At 61.1% G+C, this 16,523-nt stretch carries 13 protein-coding genes; 12 read left to right on the top strand and 1 reads right to left on the bottom strand.

What is annotated here, in order from left to right; genetic code table 11:
- The first annotated feature begins 682 nt into the window (after positions 1-682).
- From QPK29_RS25630 to QPK29_RS25595, 8 genes are all read left to right on the top strand, one after another.
- Positions 683-2,167: a UbiA family prenyltransferase gene (locus tag QPK29_RS25630; RefSeq protein ID WP_400189862.1), complete on the top strand. Its 1,485-nt coding sequence runs from the start codon at positions 683-685 to the stop codon at positions 2,165-2,167.
- A gap of 21 nt (positions 2,168-2,188) precedes the next feature.
- On the top strand, positions 2,189-2,554 hold the full coding sequence (locus QPK29_RS25625) for a DMT family transporter (protein WP_056134182.1): 366 nt from the start codon (positions 2,189-2,191) through the stop codon (positions 2,552-2,554).
- A gap of 64 nt (positions 2,555-2,618) precedes the next feature.
- Entirely contained in the window at positions 2,619-3,854 is a 1,236-nt protein-coding gene (locus QPK29_RS25620) for a glycosyltransferase family 87 protein (RefSeq protein WP_400189861.1), read from the top strand.
- A 12-nt stretch (positions 3,855-3,866) separates the two neighbouring features.
- On the top strand, positions 3,867-5,135 hold the full coding sequence (locus QPK29_RS25615) for an ArnT family glycosyltransferase (protein WP_082577616.1): 1,269 nt from the start codon (positions 3,867-3,869) through the stop codon (positions 5,133-5,135).
- Positions 5,136-5,560: 425 nt separating this feature from the next.
- On the top strand, positions 5,561-6,781 hold the full coding sequence (locus QPK29_RS25610; protein WP_371770438.1) for an acyltransferase family protein: 1,221 nt from the start codon (positions 5,561-5,563) through the stop codon (positions 6,779-6,781).
- 204 nt (positions 6,782-6,985) lie between these two features.
- Positions 6,986-8,047: a polysaccharide deacetylase family protein gene (locus QPK29_RS25605; RefSeq protein ID WP_400189860.1), complete on the top strand. Its 1,062-nt coding sequence runs from the start codon at positions 6,986-6,988 to the stop codon at positions 8,045-8,047.
- 55 nt (positions 8,048-8,102) lie between these two features.
- Positions 8,103-9,341 (top strand): aminotransferase class I/II-fold pyridoxal phosphate-dependent enzyme, encoded by a 1,239-nt coding sequence (locus tag QPK29_RS25600; RefSeq protein WP_371770440.1) that lies wholly within the window; start codon positions 8,103-8,105, stop codon positions 9,339-9,341.
- A complete protein-coding gene (locus QPK29_RS25595) occupies positions 9,338-10,408 on the top strand; it encodes a GNAT family N-acetyltransferase (protein WP_371770441.1) in 1,071 nt (356 codons plus the stop codon). The genes QPK29_RS25600 and QPK29_RS25595 overlap by 4 nt, the downstream gene beginning before the upstream one ends.
- On the opposite strand, the gene QPK29_RS25590 is transcribed toward QPK29_RS25595, so the two are convergent.
- Positions 10,362-11,351 (bottom strand): polysaccharide deacetylase family protein, encoded by a 990-nt coding sequence (locus QPK29_RS25590; protein WP_400189859.1) that lies wholly within the window; start codon positions 11,349-11,351, stop codon positions 10,362-10,364. The genes QPK29_RS25595 and QPK29_RS25590 overlap by 47 nt on opposite strands.
- 235 nt (positions 11,352-11,586) lie before the next feature.
- Here QPK29_RS25590 and QPK29_RS25585 point away from each other — a divergent pair, with 235 nt between their 5' ends.
- The 4 genes from QPK29_RS25585 to QPK29_RS25570 all read left to right on the top strand — a co-directional run bounded on the left by QPK29_RS25585 (position 11,587) and on the right by QPK29_RS25570 (position 16,479).
- On the top strand, positions 11,587-12,777 hold the full coding sequence (locus QPK29_RS25585) for an acyltransferase family protein (protein WP_371770443.1): 1,191 nt from the start codon (positions 11,587-11,589) through the stop codon (positions 12,775-12,777).
- Between the two features lie 117 nt (positions 12,778-12,894).
- Positions 12,895-14,001, top strand: a complete 1,107-nt coding sequence (locus tag QPK29_RS25580; protein ID WP_371770444.1) for a glycosyltransferase family 4 protein — start codon at positions 12,895-12,897, stop codon at positions 13,999-14,001.
- Positions 14,002-14,058: 57 nt separating this feature from the next.
- Positions 14,059-14,982, top strand: a complete 924-nt coding sequence (locus tag QPK29_RS25575) for a hypothetical protein (RefSeq protein WP_156403979.1) — start codon at positions 14,059-14,061, stop codon at positions 14,980-14,982.
- Between the two features lie 36 nt (positions 14,983-15,018).
- The gene (locus QPK29_RS25570; RefSeq protein WP_082577619.1) at positions 15,019-16,479 is read left to right on the top strand and encodes an oligosaccharide flippase family protein; all 1,461 of its coding nucleotides are present in this window, start codon (positions 15,019-15,021) and stop codon (positions 16,477-16,479) included.
- Positions 16,480-16,523: the final 44 nt, after the last annotated feature.

The raw sequence follows: 16,523 nt of genomic DNA, 5'->3' as shown, positions 1-16,523 counted from the left end.
CATGGGGTCTGCCAGCGGGCGTGATCGGGCAAATGCCAATCTTACCAGTTCAACCCATCGAACCGTAGAGGAAGCGCTCGCATGAACCGGCGCGTCACGGTGAGGCAGCGTCAGCGGGAACAGCCGTGCAGTCTAGTGCCCGATCGTCGTTTGAACCCGCACCAGCACCGCCCTGCAGACCCAGGTGTGTTGTTGCAGAGCCTCATCCTGCACGCCTTGTCTACCGCACGCGCCTGATATGTTGTTAGGAATATGCGCCATTATCCTATAGGACTAGACTTACATTTTTTCTGCTGTTAGCATATTTATATTCGTCATTGACAGATTGCAAAGAACGAGCTCGGACCGATATGCCCACGTCGCAGCGTCTCCTGTCCTGACGAACTTCCTGACCGTCGAAAAACGCCTGCTACGTTCCGGCGAGGTGTTCTGCGCCTGGTTGGTACCGGGAATCCGATCACTTTGCCTGCACGGGCTGACCGGATTGATCGACGTACCGTAAAAAATCGGCGATGTCTGCTGTCTTCGTCCGCAGTGCAGTAGACAAGCAGGGCCCAAGACCCTGCGATTCCAAACACGAACTGAATATCGCTGAATCAGCAAGTCATCATCACGCAATCGGTTGTGTGGAAAATTTCGAAAAACTTTGACGTCGATAACTCAAGACGAACTGCATATGAAAATGCAAAGAAACTCCGAGCTCGCTACACCCGACACCAATGCAATGATTGCACAGGCTGCACCGTTGGTGGTCGATCTGGACGGCACGTTGACGCCGACGGACACACTTGTCGAGAGTGTCCTTCAGCTGATCAAACAGGCTCCGTTGAACCTCTTCCTGCTGCCCTTCTGGTTGTTGCGAGGAATAGCCTATTTCAAGGCAAAAGTCGCTGGTGCGACCACTTTTTCTGCGCGAAGTCTGCCATATCGTGAAGACCTTTTGCGCTTTCTTACCGAGCAAAAGGCTGATGGGCGCCGGCTTGTGCTGGCCACGGCAGCCCATCAATCGATTGCCCACGCGGTCGCTACCCATATCGGGCTGTTCGATCTGGTGATCGCTTCGGACGCCAATTGCAATCTCAAGGGCGAGCGTAAACTGGCGGCGATACGCGAACAGGTGGGTCACGCTTTTGTGTACGCCGGCGATAGCAAGGTCGATTTGCCGATCTGGCGTAGCGCCCATGCCGCCATACTGGTCGACGTCGGCGACAGCGTGTCGCGCGCAGTCAGACAATCCGTTCCGACGGAACGGGAATTCCGCACGGCGAAATCGCTACTGAAAACGTGGGCCAAGGCTTTGCGCGTGCATCAATGGCTGAAAAATCTGCTCATCTTCGTGCCGCTGCTGACCGCATTTTCGTTCTCCAGCACCGCGGCCGTGCTGACGGTTCTGTTGGCTTTTCTGTCGTTTTCGTTCGCTGCATCCGCGACCTATATCGTCAACGATCTTTCTGACCTGGGCAGCGACCGCGCTCACGTCCGCAAGCGCGCACGCCCGTTTGCCTCCTGCGCGATCAAAATCGTCGACGGCATCGGAGCCGCCATTGCGCTGATGAGCGGCGCATTCTTGCTCTCGGCATTCGTATCGCCAAGTTTTTCGCTCGTCCTGCTGACGTATGTGGTCATTACGACGGCCTATACATGGCGCCTGAAAGAGTACGTTTTGCTCGATGTCCTGACATTGGCCGTTTTATATACCGTACGCATCGTTGCCGGTGCGTTGGCCATCGGGGCCCCGATGAGCCCATGGCTGCTCGCCTTTTCCGTATTCATATTCTTCAGCCTGGCGTTGGTCAAGCGCTGTTCGGAACTCGTTTCGCTTCTCTCAGCGGACATCGAAGCTGCCAAGGGGCGCGATTACCGGACCACCGATCTCGTCGTACTGTGGCCGCTGGGCGTTGCCGCAGCAATGTCGTCCGTCGTCATTTTCTGCCTGTTCGTTTCGGCGTCGGTAACGCGGGAACGCTACGCCACGCCGGAAGTGTTGTGGGTTGTCGCGCTGGGTCTGATTTACTGGCTGACACGCCTGTGGATAAAGACGGCGCGCGGCGAAATGCATGACGATCCCATCGTCTACGCGCTCAAGAACCGCGGCAGTTGTCTGACCATCGCGATCTGCGTCGGCGCAATGGTGTTCGGACATTTTGTCGAGATTTTGCCGGATTAATAGAACGATGTCGGAATTGTCATGAATATCCTTCTGATCGCCATTGGCAGCATCGCCTTGTCGGTAATGGCGCAGTTTTCGCTGAAGGCGGGGATGTCGAGCGCAGCTGTTCGTGCAGCCTTATCGACTGACGACTATGCCCAGTCCGCCATTGCCATCTCGACCAATAAATTCGTCCTGTTGGGGTTCCTTTTGTATGGCGTCGGTGCGGTCGTATGGCTGGCGGTTCTCTCCAGCTGGGAAGTCAGCAAAGCGTATCCCCTCGTTGGACTTGGGTTCGCGCTCTCGCTGATCATCGGCGTCTTTCTTGGAGAACAAGTCAGCGTCCCGCGCGTATTCGGCGCGCTGCTGATCTGTACTGGCGTTTTTGTGGTGAGCCGAAGCTGAGTTACCGCCTCAAATTCTCTTGCGCCCAAATCAGGAATTGAGACATTGAATCATGGCCCCCAACATGAGCTTCAATACACGTTATTTCTGGACATACATCTGCTTCGCGCTTGGCCTTCTTTTGCTGGCCCTTGAATTACACAGCATTTCCGGTCGCATTGGGTCCGATTACCGCATTTTTTACAACGCGGCGCTTCGATTCGGCAGCAACGTCAATGAGCTTTACCAGTCCAATTCTGTAAGGACGCTTCAAGGCTTCCTGTATCCGCCGCCTGCGGTGATATTGTTCGTACCGTTTTCCCTGTTGCCCCTGGACTGGAGTTACAGAGTTTTCGTGATACTCCTGTATCTATCCGGATTTGCAACCATGGCAGTCTGGATCAATCTCAGCGAGGCGAACGATAAAGCCGTCACCGTCTCGAAATCAGGAAAAATTAACCTGGTGTTGCTGTCGGGTGTTTCCGGTCCATTCTTTGCCGCGGTTGCTTCCGGGCAGGTGGATATACTGGTCCTGCTTCTATGCGTCGCGCACATTGTTTTAATCATGCGCGGATGCCCTGTATTGGGTGGACTGGTTCTCGCTGCCGGGTTCTGGATCAAAATCTACCCGATCGTTTTGCTTGCCTATGCACTTTCTCGCCGGGATGCCCTCCGCATTCTGGCCGGATTTGCTTTCGGCCTGATCATTGTGCCGCTTGCCCTGGCACCAGCCCTGCCTTTTTGGCTTTACCGGGTCTATTTCCTCGATCTGCTACCGAAATTTTCGGGGAATACGATCGTCAACATATACAACCAGTCCCTGGCAGCATTCTATGCCCGACTCAACTTGCCTCTTAGCACAAGTATTAGTTCATTTCAGGTCTTCGCGGTACCAGCTTCGATTCGATTACTGATTACTGCTGGCGCCGTTGCAGTTGCGACAGGCATATCGATCGCAACCAGACTCATCAAAGGCTTCACAATTCCGCTCCTCGCCATGATTTTTTCGATACTTGCCGTCGTTGCGCCGTTAGGGTGGGGGCATACCTATGTATACGTGCTCCCGCTGGCTTGTTCCGCATGGCTGATGGGGCGCGAAATTCAGTCAAGGCTGACGCTTATCCTTATCGGCGTGACATACCTGATCCTGCTCGTCCCGGCTTATCGAGTATTTCCACTCAGTTCCCATATCCCGGATCTGGTGTACCAGATTATTTATTCTCGCTATCTTTTTTCGACCATCGTGATCCTGCTGATATCAGTCATGTTAATCTTCATCAGCTGGCGCGATATGCGCCACGCCAATTACACAACGTCTTAAATTCATTTTCCAATGAAAACATTGAACCGTGAAGCTTCAACTCCAAACCAAAAACATTCCAGTTCCCAGGAATGGCGCTGGTTGTCCGCCATTATCGTCGCCGGTATCTTGCTGAGGCTCGCGGCCATCCTGGTGTATCCGCACGCGCCGGAGAGCGATGAGCTGGCATATTTGAAAATGGCCGAAGATCTTGTTGCGGGAAAAACGATGAACGCGGGTGGTTACGCATTCTTCAACATGGGCTATTCCTTCTTCGTTCTTGCGCCAGCACTTTGGTTGTCCGACCACAGCCTTTTGGGATTGCGTCTTGCTAACCTGATTTGCGGTGCGGTTTCCATTGCCTTGGTATACATGGTCGCTCGCGAAGCGGGAGCAAATCGCAACGCGCGCCTGCTCAGCGGCGCTATGTGGGCACTTTACCTGCCGTGCGGTGTGTATGGTGTTTATCTTGCAAAAGAAAATTTCATGATCCCGTTAATGCTGGGGATCTTGTGGTGCGCATTACGGATGATGCGGACGTTTCAACTTCGTATTGCCGTACTGTGCGGCGGTCTGTTCGGATTGCTGGCACTGACCGGCAATGCAGCGCTGTCACTGGCGGGAGCAGTCGGCGTCGCGCTCTTGGTGTCGAAGTCCGCGCTCCGTATCCGCATCCTGAGCGTTCCAGTCATGCTCGTGGTCGCTATTTTGGTCGCGTCACCCTGGCTGGTAAGAAACGCCACGTTGCTGGGTGCCCCAGTGTTGAATACGAACGGCGGATTCAATTTATATCTTGGGAATAACCCAGCCGCTGACGGCATGTTCGTTTCCATCGCCAAAACCCCCCGCGGACCGACCTGGCATGCTTTGCGGGAGGAAGTAGGCGAGGTCCAGGCCTCGGAAACACTCAAACATGAAGCCCTGGCGTGGATCAAGTCCCACCCAGGCGAGTTTTTCGCGCTCTCGGTTAAAAAGCTCGGACTCTTCTGGATGCCACCTATTCATAACGGACGCGATGCCCCTGTGGGAGCAGAGAAATTAGTTCGTTTGGTTTGGCTGATCGAATACGCCGTCCTTGTTTGTGCAGCGGTAGCAACCTTGCCATATGTACGTAGTCGGCCTTCGCTGGCAGTCCTGTGGACTGCGGTAGCGTTGTATAGCGCCGTGCACATGCTGTTCTATGTGATTTTCCGCTATCGCGAGCCCATCATGCCGGTGGTGTGCGTGCTGGCCGCGGTGATGCTCGAGCAAGCGTCGGTTGCCGTGGCGCGATTCGCCCGACAGCGCGCCCACGTCTCATGAGCACGGATGTATTTCCGGCGCTAAAACCCGCGGTGATCAAACCAGCGTGCTGGCTTGGCGGCGCGGCATCGTTTTGCATGCTCATCGCCGCCGCGTGGCTTACGACGAGCGCTTCACGACCGGAAGAGGCCATGCAAGCAGACCGACAGGCCATCGAACACTGCTGGGTGGAGCAACTCAAGCCATCATTCAGGCCTGGCGACAACGCATTGCGAACATGCGAGAGAATGGAGTCCGATTATCTCGAACGATACGGAAAAAACCCATAAAGGCATCAGGAAGGCATGATGTCGCAAATTGACACAACAAGAACGTTTATGTTGCAAATTTAACAAACAATGACATTCCTCTGGCAAAACCGGTTATCGTAAGCGGTCTTGACCAGCCGGCGGTGCCGGTCACATTGACCCCGCTACGGCAGAATAATGGAAAACAAAGCAACTTTTTCTCACTCATCGAACGTGTTGCAGCCGAATCTGTCGGTGTATCTGGACCTGCTCAGGTATTTCGCCGCGTTGATGGTCTATCTCTTCCACGCTGGCCACTTTTCGCACTACAGGCTCCCGCTCTTCGGCACCTATGGCGGCCTGGGCGTTGCCGTGTTTTTCGTACTGTCCGGTTTCGTGATCGCGTTTTCGTCGACGGGCAAGCGCCGGGACATCGTCGATTATTTCATTGCACGCTTCGCCCGCCTGTGGTCGGTCGCTCTGCCGGCAATTCTCCTGACGCTCGTCCTCGATACGGTGGGTCAATGGCTTGCGTTGTCGGCGTATGCGCCGATGCAGCCGTATCCGGCCTACAAATGGATTGCGGCTTCCGGCATCACGGCGCTGTTCCTCAACGAGATATGGTTCCTGGATATCTGGCTGGGAACGAACGGGCCGTTTTGGTCTTTGTCGTATGAATTCTGGTACTACGCAATTTTTGCGACGTTGATCTATTTTCGTGGATGGCAGCGCGTTGCCATGGCAGGTCTCGTGATGTGTATTGCCGGGCCCGGCATCATCATCGCCTTCCCGGTATGGCTCCTCGGCGTAGGTCTGTTCCATTTACTGCGCAAACACGTTTCAGCGGACAGGACACGGCTGGGCCTTGGTGCTCTGCTTGTCTCCATCGTATGCCTCACCCTTTATGTCATGATGGGTGGATCGAAGATCTTTACCGCTCTCCCGATCGCTTACCCGCTGGTCAATCTGAAGTCATGGGGAATCAATTTCTGGCCGCAGAGCTATGTCGTGGGCTTCCTCATTGCACTGAACATCTACGGCTTCGCCCGCATGCAACGGGTTTTCAGGAGCCCTTCCGAACCAACGGTACGCCTCGTTCGTACGATGGCAGAAACGAGCTTCGGCCTGTACCTCTTCCATTATCCTTTGATGTACTTCTGCAAGGCCATCCTGGCCGTCGCCCAGGTCCCCCAAGGCACGTTCTACGTTCTGGCCATCTATATCGCTCCATTCGTTGCGGCGACATGGTTGTCCCTGAAATGCGAACCCCTGAAGTTTGTCTTGTCCAGGATCCTGAAAACGTTATTCAAAAGGGATAAGGCACAGTCGGCACACGGCAAGGACGTCCCCATCGTCCCGGACTATCCCATGGCCGCACCGCTGGCGACCAACGACCACGAGCGACGCCTCGACATCTGACAGGTCGGCCTTCTTTCACCCACTTCATCGACCTGTATCGGGCATGCATCTGCATGCACCCCGCATGTGTCGATATTTCGCTTTTAAATACATTTCAGCAAATTTGTTGTTTTCATACCGCAATCTCTTCATTTCATAACCGTAACTTGTGTATTTACGCCAGTGTATATATGCTGAATTTAAGCAAATTTCCCTGGTGTCAATATGCGTACCCAAGTGTCCATTACCGTTGACACCGAGTTCAGCATCGCGGGCGCGTTTCGCGATCAAACGGTGTGCCCGGTCGGCGAGCAGCGGGTCTGGTGCGTGAGCGGTTGCAAATCGCAGGGCCTGGGCTATATGCTCGACTGCTTCGCGCAGTACGGGATCACGGCAACCTTTTTCGTCGAGGTCCTGAACCGGCATTACTTCCATCGCGACCCCATGCGCGACATCGCCGAAAGACTGCATACGGCAGGGCACGACGTGCAGTTGCACCTGCACCCATGCTGGACCATCTTCCAGCACGAGGACTGGCGCGAACGCGCGCGCGTGCGCACGAAGCCCGGCATCGACGCCTTTTATGGCCGCGCCGAAGACGCGTCGCTCAAACTGATGGAGTACGGGCTCGAGACGTTCCACACGTGGGGATTGCCGGCGCCGACGGTGTTCCGCAGCGGGAGCCTGCACCATGACGACGCGCTGTATCGCGCCCAGGCCCGCGCGGGGATTCCTTACAGTTCCCATGTCGGCGTGGCCGTGTTCGACAGCGGCGACGAGAACTATCGTCTGTACAGCGGCCGCCACGAACGCCATGGCGTGATCGAATGCCCGATCCTGACCTTCCGCGACTGGAAGGTGCCCGGAAAGACCCACCTCAAAAGCCTGACCATCACGGGCAGCAATTTTGCCGAGACGCGCATGCTGCTGGAGCAGGCGTACCGCGAAGGCGTCGAGCAGGTCGTGATCCTCACCCATCCGTTCGAGTACGTGCACACCTCGGACCAGCAGATGTCCAGGACGCGCCGGCACTGCGTCAACCAGCGCCGCCTGGCCCGGCTTTGCGAATTCCTGAGCGAGAACACCGACCGGTTCGCGACGGATGGCCTGTCCGCCGCCGCCGCCATGCCGATGCGCGCCGAATCGTCGCGCAACGTCCTGCTCAAGGGAAGCCTGCTGAAGGCCGTGCCGCGCATGGTCGAGCAGGCCGTCTACGACAACTACGCCATGTGGCGCCTGAAGCACCAGGAGGCCGGCACCGCGGTCGACGTCGAGGCCTGCGCCTGAGATTCCAGGGCCGTGCCGGGGGCACGGAAGCGGGGACGCATGTTATATTAAATGCATGACGTCAACAGCTCCCGTCCGCCGCGCCATTCCACCCGTTCCCGTGCTGTCGCTTGCCGCATTCTCGGGCGGGCGCCGTGCCGCGCTGCCGTCGCTGCTGGACGGGGCCGACGCGCGCCTCGTCACGAGCGGCCGCGTCGCCATCGGTCTCGCCTTGCGCGCGCTCGGCGTGGGTGACGGCGACGTCGTGCTGGTGCCCGCCTATCACAGCCCGTCGATGGTCCCGCCCGCGCACTGGTGCGGCGCAGAGGTCGCGTTCTACCGCGTGCGGCCGGACACGGCGCCCGACCTGGCCGACATCGAAGCGCACGTCGCCAGGGGGCGGGTCAAGGCGATCCTCGCCACGCACTTCTTCGGCATCCCGCACGACCTCACGCTGCTGCGCGCGCTGTGCGACCGGCACGGCATCGGCCTCGTCGAGGATTGCGCCCATTGCTTCTTCGGTGCGCGCGACGGTGTCGCGGTGGGGAGCGTGGGCGACTACGCGATCGGCAGCACGATGAAATTCTTCCCGATCTACGAAGGCGGCTGCCTGGTCTCGCGCCGGCACCGGCTGGACGTGGCCCTGCACGGCGCCGGCGCCGGCTTCGAAATGAAGGCCGCGCTGAACGCGCTCGAAGCGGCGTTCGCCTACGGCCGCCTGCCCGTGCTGCGGATGCTGCTCGCGCTGCCGCTGCGCGCGAAAAGCGCGCTGTGGGGCGCATTGAAATCACGCGGCGGCAAGAGCGGCGGCAAGAGCGGCAACAAGAGCGGCGGCACGACGGCGCCCGCGCTGGCGCCGTCATCGTCGGACAGCAGCTTCGAGTTCGATCCGCGCTGGGCCGACAAGCGTTCGTCCTGGTTTTCGCGCACGGTGCTGCGCGCGGTGTCGCCCGCGCGCATCGTCGCGCGGCGGCGGCGCAACTACCTCGACCTGCAGCGCGCGCTGGACGGCGTGCCCGGCTGCCGCCCGCTTTATTCGACCCTGCCCGACGGTGCCTGTCCATGGATGTTCCCGCTGCTCGTCGACCGGCCGCAGGCCGTGTTCGACGCCTTGCTGCGCGCCGGCGTGCCGATGACGCGCTTCGGCGCGACCCTGTGGGCGGGCGTCGATGCGAGCGTGTGCGCCAACAGCGCGGACCTGGGCCGGCGCCTGATCGCCTTCCCGTGCCACCAGGCGCTCGACGACGGCGAACGCGCATGGCTGCACGCGCAGGTGCGCCAGGCCCTGGAAACGTGCGCGGCGGTGCCGGCATGAACTGGACTGTCGTCCGTGCGCGCGACTTCGCGCAGCACGCAGGCCGCTGGCAGCGCCTGCACGCGGCCGGCGCCGCATCGCCGCTGCTCGCTGCCGATTTCGTGCGGCCGCTGCTCGACGTGTTCGGCACGGGCCGCGAGCTGCTCGCCTGGCACGGCCGGGGCGATGATACGGACGCGATGACGATCGTGGCCCCGGGCCGCCCCGGCGTGTGGAACACGTTCCAGCCCGCGCAGGCGCCCGTCGGCCTGTGGCTGCAGCGCGATACCCGTCCCGCCGACGGCCTGCTCGCGGATCTGCTGCGCGCGCTGCCCGGTCCCGCGCTGATGCTGGGCCTCACGCAGTGCGACCCGATGCTGACGGCACGCCCGGCCGGGCCGCACAGCTTCGACTACATCGACACGGCGCGCATCACGTTGCAGGGATCCTTCGACGACTACTGGAACGCGCGCGGCAAGAACCTGCGCAACAACCTGAAAAAGCAGCGGAACCGCCTGCGCCAGGACGGCATCGCGCCGCGCCTGGAAATCGTGCGCGATCCCGCGTTGATGGCCGCTGCCGTCGCCGACTACGGCCGGCTGGAGACGAGCGGCTGGAAGGCGTCCGAAGGCACCGCCGTCGCCGCCGACAACGACCAGGGCCGCTTCTACCGCGCGATGCTGGAAGCGTTCGCGCGGCGCGGTGCGGCCAGCATCTACCGCTACTGGTTCGACGACGCGAACGGCCCGCGCCTGGCCGCAATGGACCTGTGCGTCGAAGGCGGCGGCTGCATCGTGATCCTCAAGACGGCCTATGACGAAGCGCTCGGTCCGCAGCTGTCGCCGGCCCTGCTGATGCGCGAGGAAGCGACGCGCGGCCTGTTCGGCGAAGGCCGGTTCGAGCGCATCGAATTCTATGGACGGGTGATGGAATGGCACACCCGCTGGACCGACGAGATCCGCACGATGTACCACTTGAACGGCTACCGCTGGCCATGGCTGGGCCGCCTGCATGCGCTGGCGGCACGCCGCGCGGGTGACGTCAGCGCTGCGCCGCCAGCGCCTGCCGCAGCTGCGACAGGCTCATGAACTCGCCGCCGACGCGGTCGCGGAACCACGCGCAGTAATCGTGCACCGTCGTGATCAGGCGCTCGAGGTCGGCCTCGCAGCGCACGTACGGCGTGTGGCCCGGCATCATCGACGGGCTGTGGTACGTCAGCGAAAAGACCTGGCAGCCGCCGGCCAGCAACGCCTCGCTCAAGCGGCGCATCTCGGCGCCGGACGCCACTTCGGGGCTCAGGCGCACGCGCTCCAGCGCGCGCGAGCGCGCCAGCACGCCGCCCAGGCGCAGGCGCCGTGCCCAGCGGCGCTGGGCGAGGTCGTACAGGCGCGGCCCGACGTGGCGCAGCCAGCCGCAGTAGCCGGTCGTGACGGGCAATTCGAGCAGTTCGCGCCGCCCCGCCTGGAACCAGAACGGGTGCTCGTCGAACGTGCGGAAATCCGGCCCGCCGTCTTCCGTGAACGCGCTGTAGGGGACGACGCTCGCATCGATCTCGTAGCCGAGCGAGGCGATCGACTCGGCCGTGTGCGGACCGAGGCCGTAGCGGCCAGCCTTGAATGCGAGCGGCTGGCGGCCGAACGCGTCGGCGATGGTTTCGGTCAGGAGGCGCAGCTTGTCGTATTCGAGCTGGCGCGGCAGGTTGCCGCCATACGAATTGAAATCCGACAGCGCTTCTTCGTACGGGGGCGAGACCCACGGGTGCAGGTGGGCGCCGATCTCGCAGCGCTTCGCATCGAGCAGGCGGCGCAGCGTCGCGACCGCGCCGGGCGTCGTGGCGACCGGCCAGTCGACCATGTAAGTGGGCAGGATGCCGAACTCGTCGAACACGCGCGCATGCATCAGCGGCTGGCTGGCGATCGACGTCGTCCCGATCGCGCTGCGATTGAACGGCTGGTCCCAGGCGAATTCGCCCTCGGTGTCGACGATCACGAGCAGGACTGGACGCTGTCCGGGTGCCAGTTGTGCCGGCACATGCTGAGCTTTTGTTAACATTACTTGCGTTCTTGCGTCCCATGCCCCCGACGTTGCCACGATAAATATGGCCGTCGGGCGTTCTTGTTGATGCCGCTAAAAATGTTGCAATCCTAGCACAACAGCTTATTGTTAAGTATCAACCGTGCGGCAATCGGGATCTGGCTGAACAAGATGATTTCATTACAACACCTGCGTAAGAATATGGCAGATCAGGCGGTTCACGCTGCTACACTTGCGGTCGTGCCCGCTGCGCAGACAATCAATGAAAGAATCGGAAACCATGGTGCCTGCCAAACACGAAAATCCGGTATCCGATTTCAAATTCGATGCGCTGACGTCCCTCCGGGGTATCGCTGCCCTGTGCACGGTGCTGGCGCACCTGATCGTCATCTGGGGCGACGTGTTCCCCGATTTACAGCAGGGATCCCTGTTCCGCGATTTTGCCCTGCACACCTACCTCTTCGTGGATTTCTTTTTCGTCCTGAGCGGTTTCGTGATGAGCCATGCGTACGGCAGGCATTTCGCGGATGCCGTCGGGACCGGCAGCTACATGCGGTTCCTGCGCGCGCGGTTCGCGCGCGTCTATCCGCTGCACCTGCTGTTGCTGCTCGTGTATGTCGGCCTGGCCGCCATCGGAATCAAGCAGGCCCAGGAAAATCCTGACTGGTCGATTACCGCCCACCTGCTGCTCCTGCACGCGATGGGATTCTTCAACCACACGACGTGGAATCAGCCTTCGTGGTCGATCAGCGTCGAGTGGTGGACGTATATCGTGTTCCCGTTTGCGATTCCGCTGGCCCGCCGTTATTTCTCGAACACCGCGGCGGTGCTCGCCCTGCCCGTCATCCTCGGGCTGTTCGCGTTCCTGGCCATGCATTTCGGCAGCGCAAATCTGACGGTCGGTTTCGCATTCTTCCGCTGCCTGATCGGATTTTGCGCCGGCGCGTGCCTGTATGCGATCGTCCAGCACCGGCGCATGGCATCGTTCGCCGACGCTGCCGCCAACGGCGCGCTGGCCGCGGTCTTCCTGGTCCTGCTGTTCGTACCGTCGCCGTATGCCGACATGCTCGCCTTCGTGGGCTTTTGCGCGCTCGTGTATGCGGCCAGCATGGGAACCGGCGGCGGCCACTGGCTGCATCATCCGGTCCTGGTCTGGATCGGCGACATCTCGTATTCGATCTATCTGTGGCACAGCCTGCTGCTGCACGTGTTTGCAAAAGCCCTGGGTGCGGCCGCCCGGGCACTGCCGTTCTTCCACAACCACCCGATCCTGTTCTTCGTGGCCGCGCTGGTGCTGTTCGAAGCCGCCATTTTGTTGCTGGCGCACATGAGCTACCGGTTCTTTGAATTGCCGCTGAGGAACTTCTTGGGGCCAAAGAAGCACGGCGAGGCGCGCACGTTACAAGTGTTGCATTTTAGATAGCTTATCAATAGGCTATAATTTCGCGCCGGTTGTTGTCAAAGTGAAACTAAAGCCGGCTGAACAAAATTGCCGGAGAACAGGGTGGCCGCAGCGGACAAGCCAGGAGTCGTATTCACCATGCGTTATCCCGACGATACGGGGTATGTATGGAATTTCACCGCCGCCGTGCGCGACCGCGCGAGTGCCGACCTGCGCGAGCGGGCGAACGTGTACATGGCGTTTCCCAAGCTGACCGGCAATCCCAGCTACCAGCCGAAGAATTTGCAACCCGTCGAACTGGATTGCTACGACACGTCGCCGGCCGGACGGGCCGCGATCGAACAATTCGTGCGCACCCATGACGTGAAAGTCATGGTCTTCATGAGCGCGCTGTCGAACACCGTGTGCCTGGACCTGCTGCGCCGCCTGGGCGTGCGCACGATCAATACGGAAAACGACAGTTTCGACCCGCGCCAGCGGGACGGTGCCATCAAGAAAGTGGCGAAATTCCTGCTGCGGCGCGTACTGCGCATGCAGCAGCACGACCTGCACCTCGCCAATTCCGTCGCCCAGGAAAACTTCCTGCTGAATTACCAGAAGCTTCCGCGCGACAAAGTGGTCCTGATGCGCAATTCGGTCGATTCGGTCAAGTTCCACCCCGGCGACCGCAACGAAGCGCGCGCGCAGCTGGGCCTGGACCCCGACCGCTTCTGGATCCTGGCCGTCTCGCAGGCGCGCCCGGAAAAGCGCGTGGACCGGCTGTTGCAAGTGGTGCGCGACGTCATCGACGCGCGCCCGGCCAAGCGCATCGGCTTCATCTACGTGGGCGACGGCCCGCCGGCCGCGCAGTGGAAACAGCAGGCGCAAGAACTCGGCCTCGCCGACGTCTGCGTGTTCGCCGGGCGCCAGAACGACCTCGTGCCGTACTACCGCGCCGCCGACCTGCTCGTGCACGCGGCCGAGCGCGAAAGCTTCGGCAATGCGATCGCCGAGGCCATGGCATGCGGCATCCCCGTCGTCGCCAGCGCCGCACTGGGCCCGAAGGAAACGATCCTCGACGGCAAGACCGGCGCCGTGATCGGCCTGGACGATTTCGCGGGTTTCACGCAGGCCGTGCTGCGCTATGTCGACGATCCGGAAATGACAAAAATGCATGGTAACTACGCGCGTGCGCACGTCGATACCGCATATAATGTTGTGCGTCAAAGCAAGGAGTTCGCTGCACACATTGCGCGGTTCCTATGATTGCCCAGCAAACGCAACCGCTTTGAATTTGATCAGCAGAAAAGGGAGTCCCGAGGAATGTCTTTAGTCGAGAGGGTGGTCCAGCGCGTCAGGCGAGACTATTTCCGATGGCAGTACCAGAAAGTCGCACGCCAGATCCTGGACACCCGCCCCGTCAAGCGCGGCGACCTGCCCTTCACGCTGCTGTCGATGGTGCACCAGCGCGACGTCCATTCCTACCTGGTCGCGGTCAAGTCGTTTACCCATTTCCTGAATCCGTCGCGCATCGTGGTCGTGTGCGATCCGTCGATCGACGAGAACGACCGCGCCGTGCTGAAGCACCACCTGCCGCACTTGATCCTGCGCGAGGCGGGCGAATTCACCCATCCGGACATCCCGCGCGGCGGCACCTGGGAGCGCCTGTTCGCGATTTCCGGCTATGCGCTGGACAGCTACGTCATCCAGCTCGATGCCGATACGCTGACCATGCAGCCGATCCCGGAAGTGCTGCAGGCCATCCAGACCGGCGCCGGCTTCGTGCTGGGCGAAATCCCGGACACGCCGATCCGCCCGCTGGACGCGGTCCGCGCCCACGCGCTGCCGAAGGTGAAGCCGGGCGCACACATCCAGACCCTGTCGGAAGCCGAGATGGCCAACGTCGGGCTGCCGGGCGATGCCCGCTACGTGCGCGGCTGCTCCGGCTTCACGGGGTTCCCGCCGTCGACGACGATGCGCGACAACCTGCTCGACTTCTCGCGCCGCATGACGGGCAAGCTGGGCGAGGACTGGAAACGCTGGGGTACCGAACAGGTGACCTCGAACTACCTGGTGGCGAACGCGTTCGCCGCGAAATCGCTGCCGTTCCCGAAATACGGCACGCCCGACTGCGCCACGGCGGAGACGGCGTTCTTCCACTTCATCGGGCCGATGCGCTTCATCAATAACAAGTACAAGACGACGTCGCGCCAGGCCATCCACCTGATCTCCAACGCGCCGGCCTGATACCCGGCGCGTTTTTCTCTCCCCGGTTGCGTTGTCATGGCAGATTTGCGTCGTTCGCTGGTCATTAATTTCTTCGCGACGTCGGGCACCAAGGTCCTGCAGTTCATCGTCAGCATCCTGCTGGCCCGGATCCTGAGCCCGAGCGAGATCGGCATCTATTCGATGACGGTCGTGTTCGTGAATTTCGCCCAGGTGTTCCGCGACTTCGGCGTCAGCTATTACCTGCAGCGCGAACCGGATCTCGACAACGACAAGATCCGCTCGGCGACCGGCGTCGTGTTCACGACCTCGTGGGTCATCGCGGCCGCCCTGTTCGCGGCCAGCGGCTGGCTCGGCATGTGGTTCAAGGAACCGGGCATCGTGCCGGTGATGCGCGTGCTGGCCATCGGCTTCGTGTTCATCCCGTTCGGCACCGTCACGGGCGCCCTGCTCGCCCGTCACTACGAGGCCGAGAAACAGGCCGTCGTCCACGTCGTCGGCACCGTGTGCTTCTGCGCCAGCACGCTGATCCTCGGCGAGATGGGCCACGGCGCCATGTCGATGGCCTGGGGTAACCTGATCAACATCGTCGCCTGCGGCATCGCCTACGTGCCCCTGCGCCCGAAAGGCATGCCGTGGCTGCCGGGCTTCCGCCACTGGAAGAGCGTGGCGCACTTCGGCGTCGGCTCGCTCGTGACGAACTGCGCGACGACGCTGAACAACTCGATTCCCGATATCCTGCTCGGCAAACTGGGCTCGGCGCGCCACGTGGGCCTGTTGAGCCGGGCGAATTCCACCGTGTCGATCTTCAGCTACGTGGCCGGTTCGACGATGAACTACGGCGCGGTCCCGTATCTGGCCCAGACGTATCACAAGGGCGAATCGCTGGCGCCGATCCTCGCCCGTTCCACCTTGCTGCTGACGGGCGTCGGCTGGACCGCGCTGGCGCTGACGGCCGTGCTGGGCCAGGACGTCGTCGTCGCGCTGTACGGCGCCAAATGGATCGAGTGCGTGCCGGCGATCCTGCCGCTCGTGCTGGCCGCCGTCGTGACGCTCGCCTTCAACTACATCCCGATGGCGGTGACGGCGATCGGCCGTCCCTACCTGAGCGCCTTCCCGGTCGTCGTTACCCTGGCGACCCGCATCCTGTTCGGCGTGCTGCTGTTCGACGGCAGCCTGAACGGATTCGCCTGGGCGCTGTTCTTCGCAACGGTCGCCAGCGCCCCCGTCACCGCGATCCAGCAGAGCCGGTATTTCGGCCTCACGACCGCGATGATGTTCCGCGCCCTGCTGCCCAGCGCCGTCGTGGCGTTGGGCACCGGCGCGGTCGCCTGGCTGCTGGCGGCGCTGCTGCCGGCGTCCATCCCGGCCATGGCGCGGCTGCTCGTGATGCTGCTGCCGCTGGCCCTGGCCTGGTATCTCCTGCTGCGCGCCACGCGCCACGAACTGGTGGGCGAAGTGCATCGCCTGGCCGCACCGTTGAAAGCCCGGCTGGCCCTGTTGCGCCCGAATGTATAATCGACTGCTCGCCCTCTCGTGGCGTGGCGCTTACTGAACCGAAT

This window comes from Massilia orientalis (assembly GCF_030411975.2).
GTDB lineage: Bacteria > Pseudomonadota > Gammaproteobacteria > Burkholderiales > Burkholderiaceae_D > Telluria > Telluria orientalis.
The sequence above is the reverse complement of the archived record's forward strand: the minus strand, read 5'-3'. Positions and strand labels throughout refer to the sequence as shown.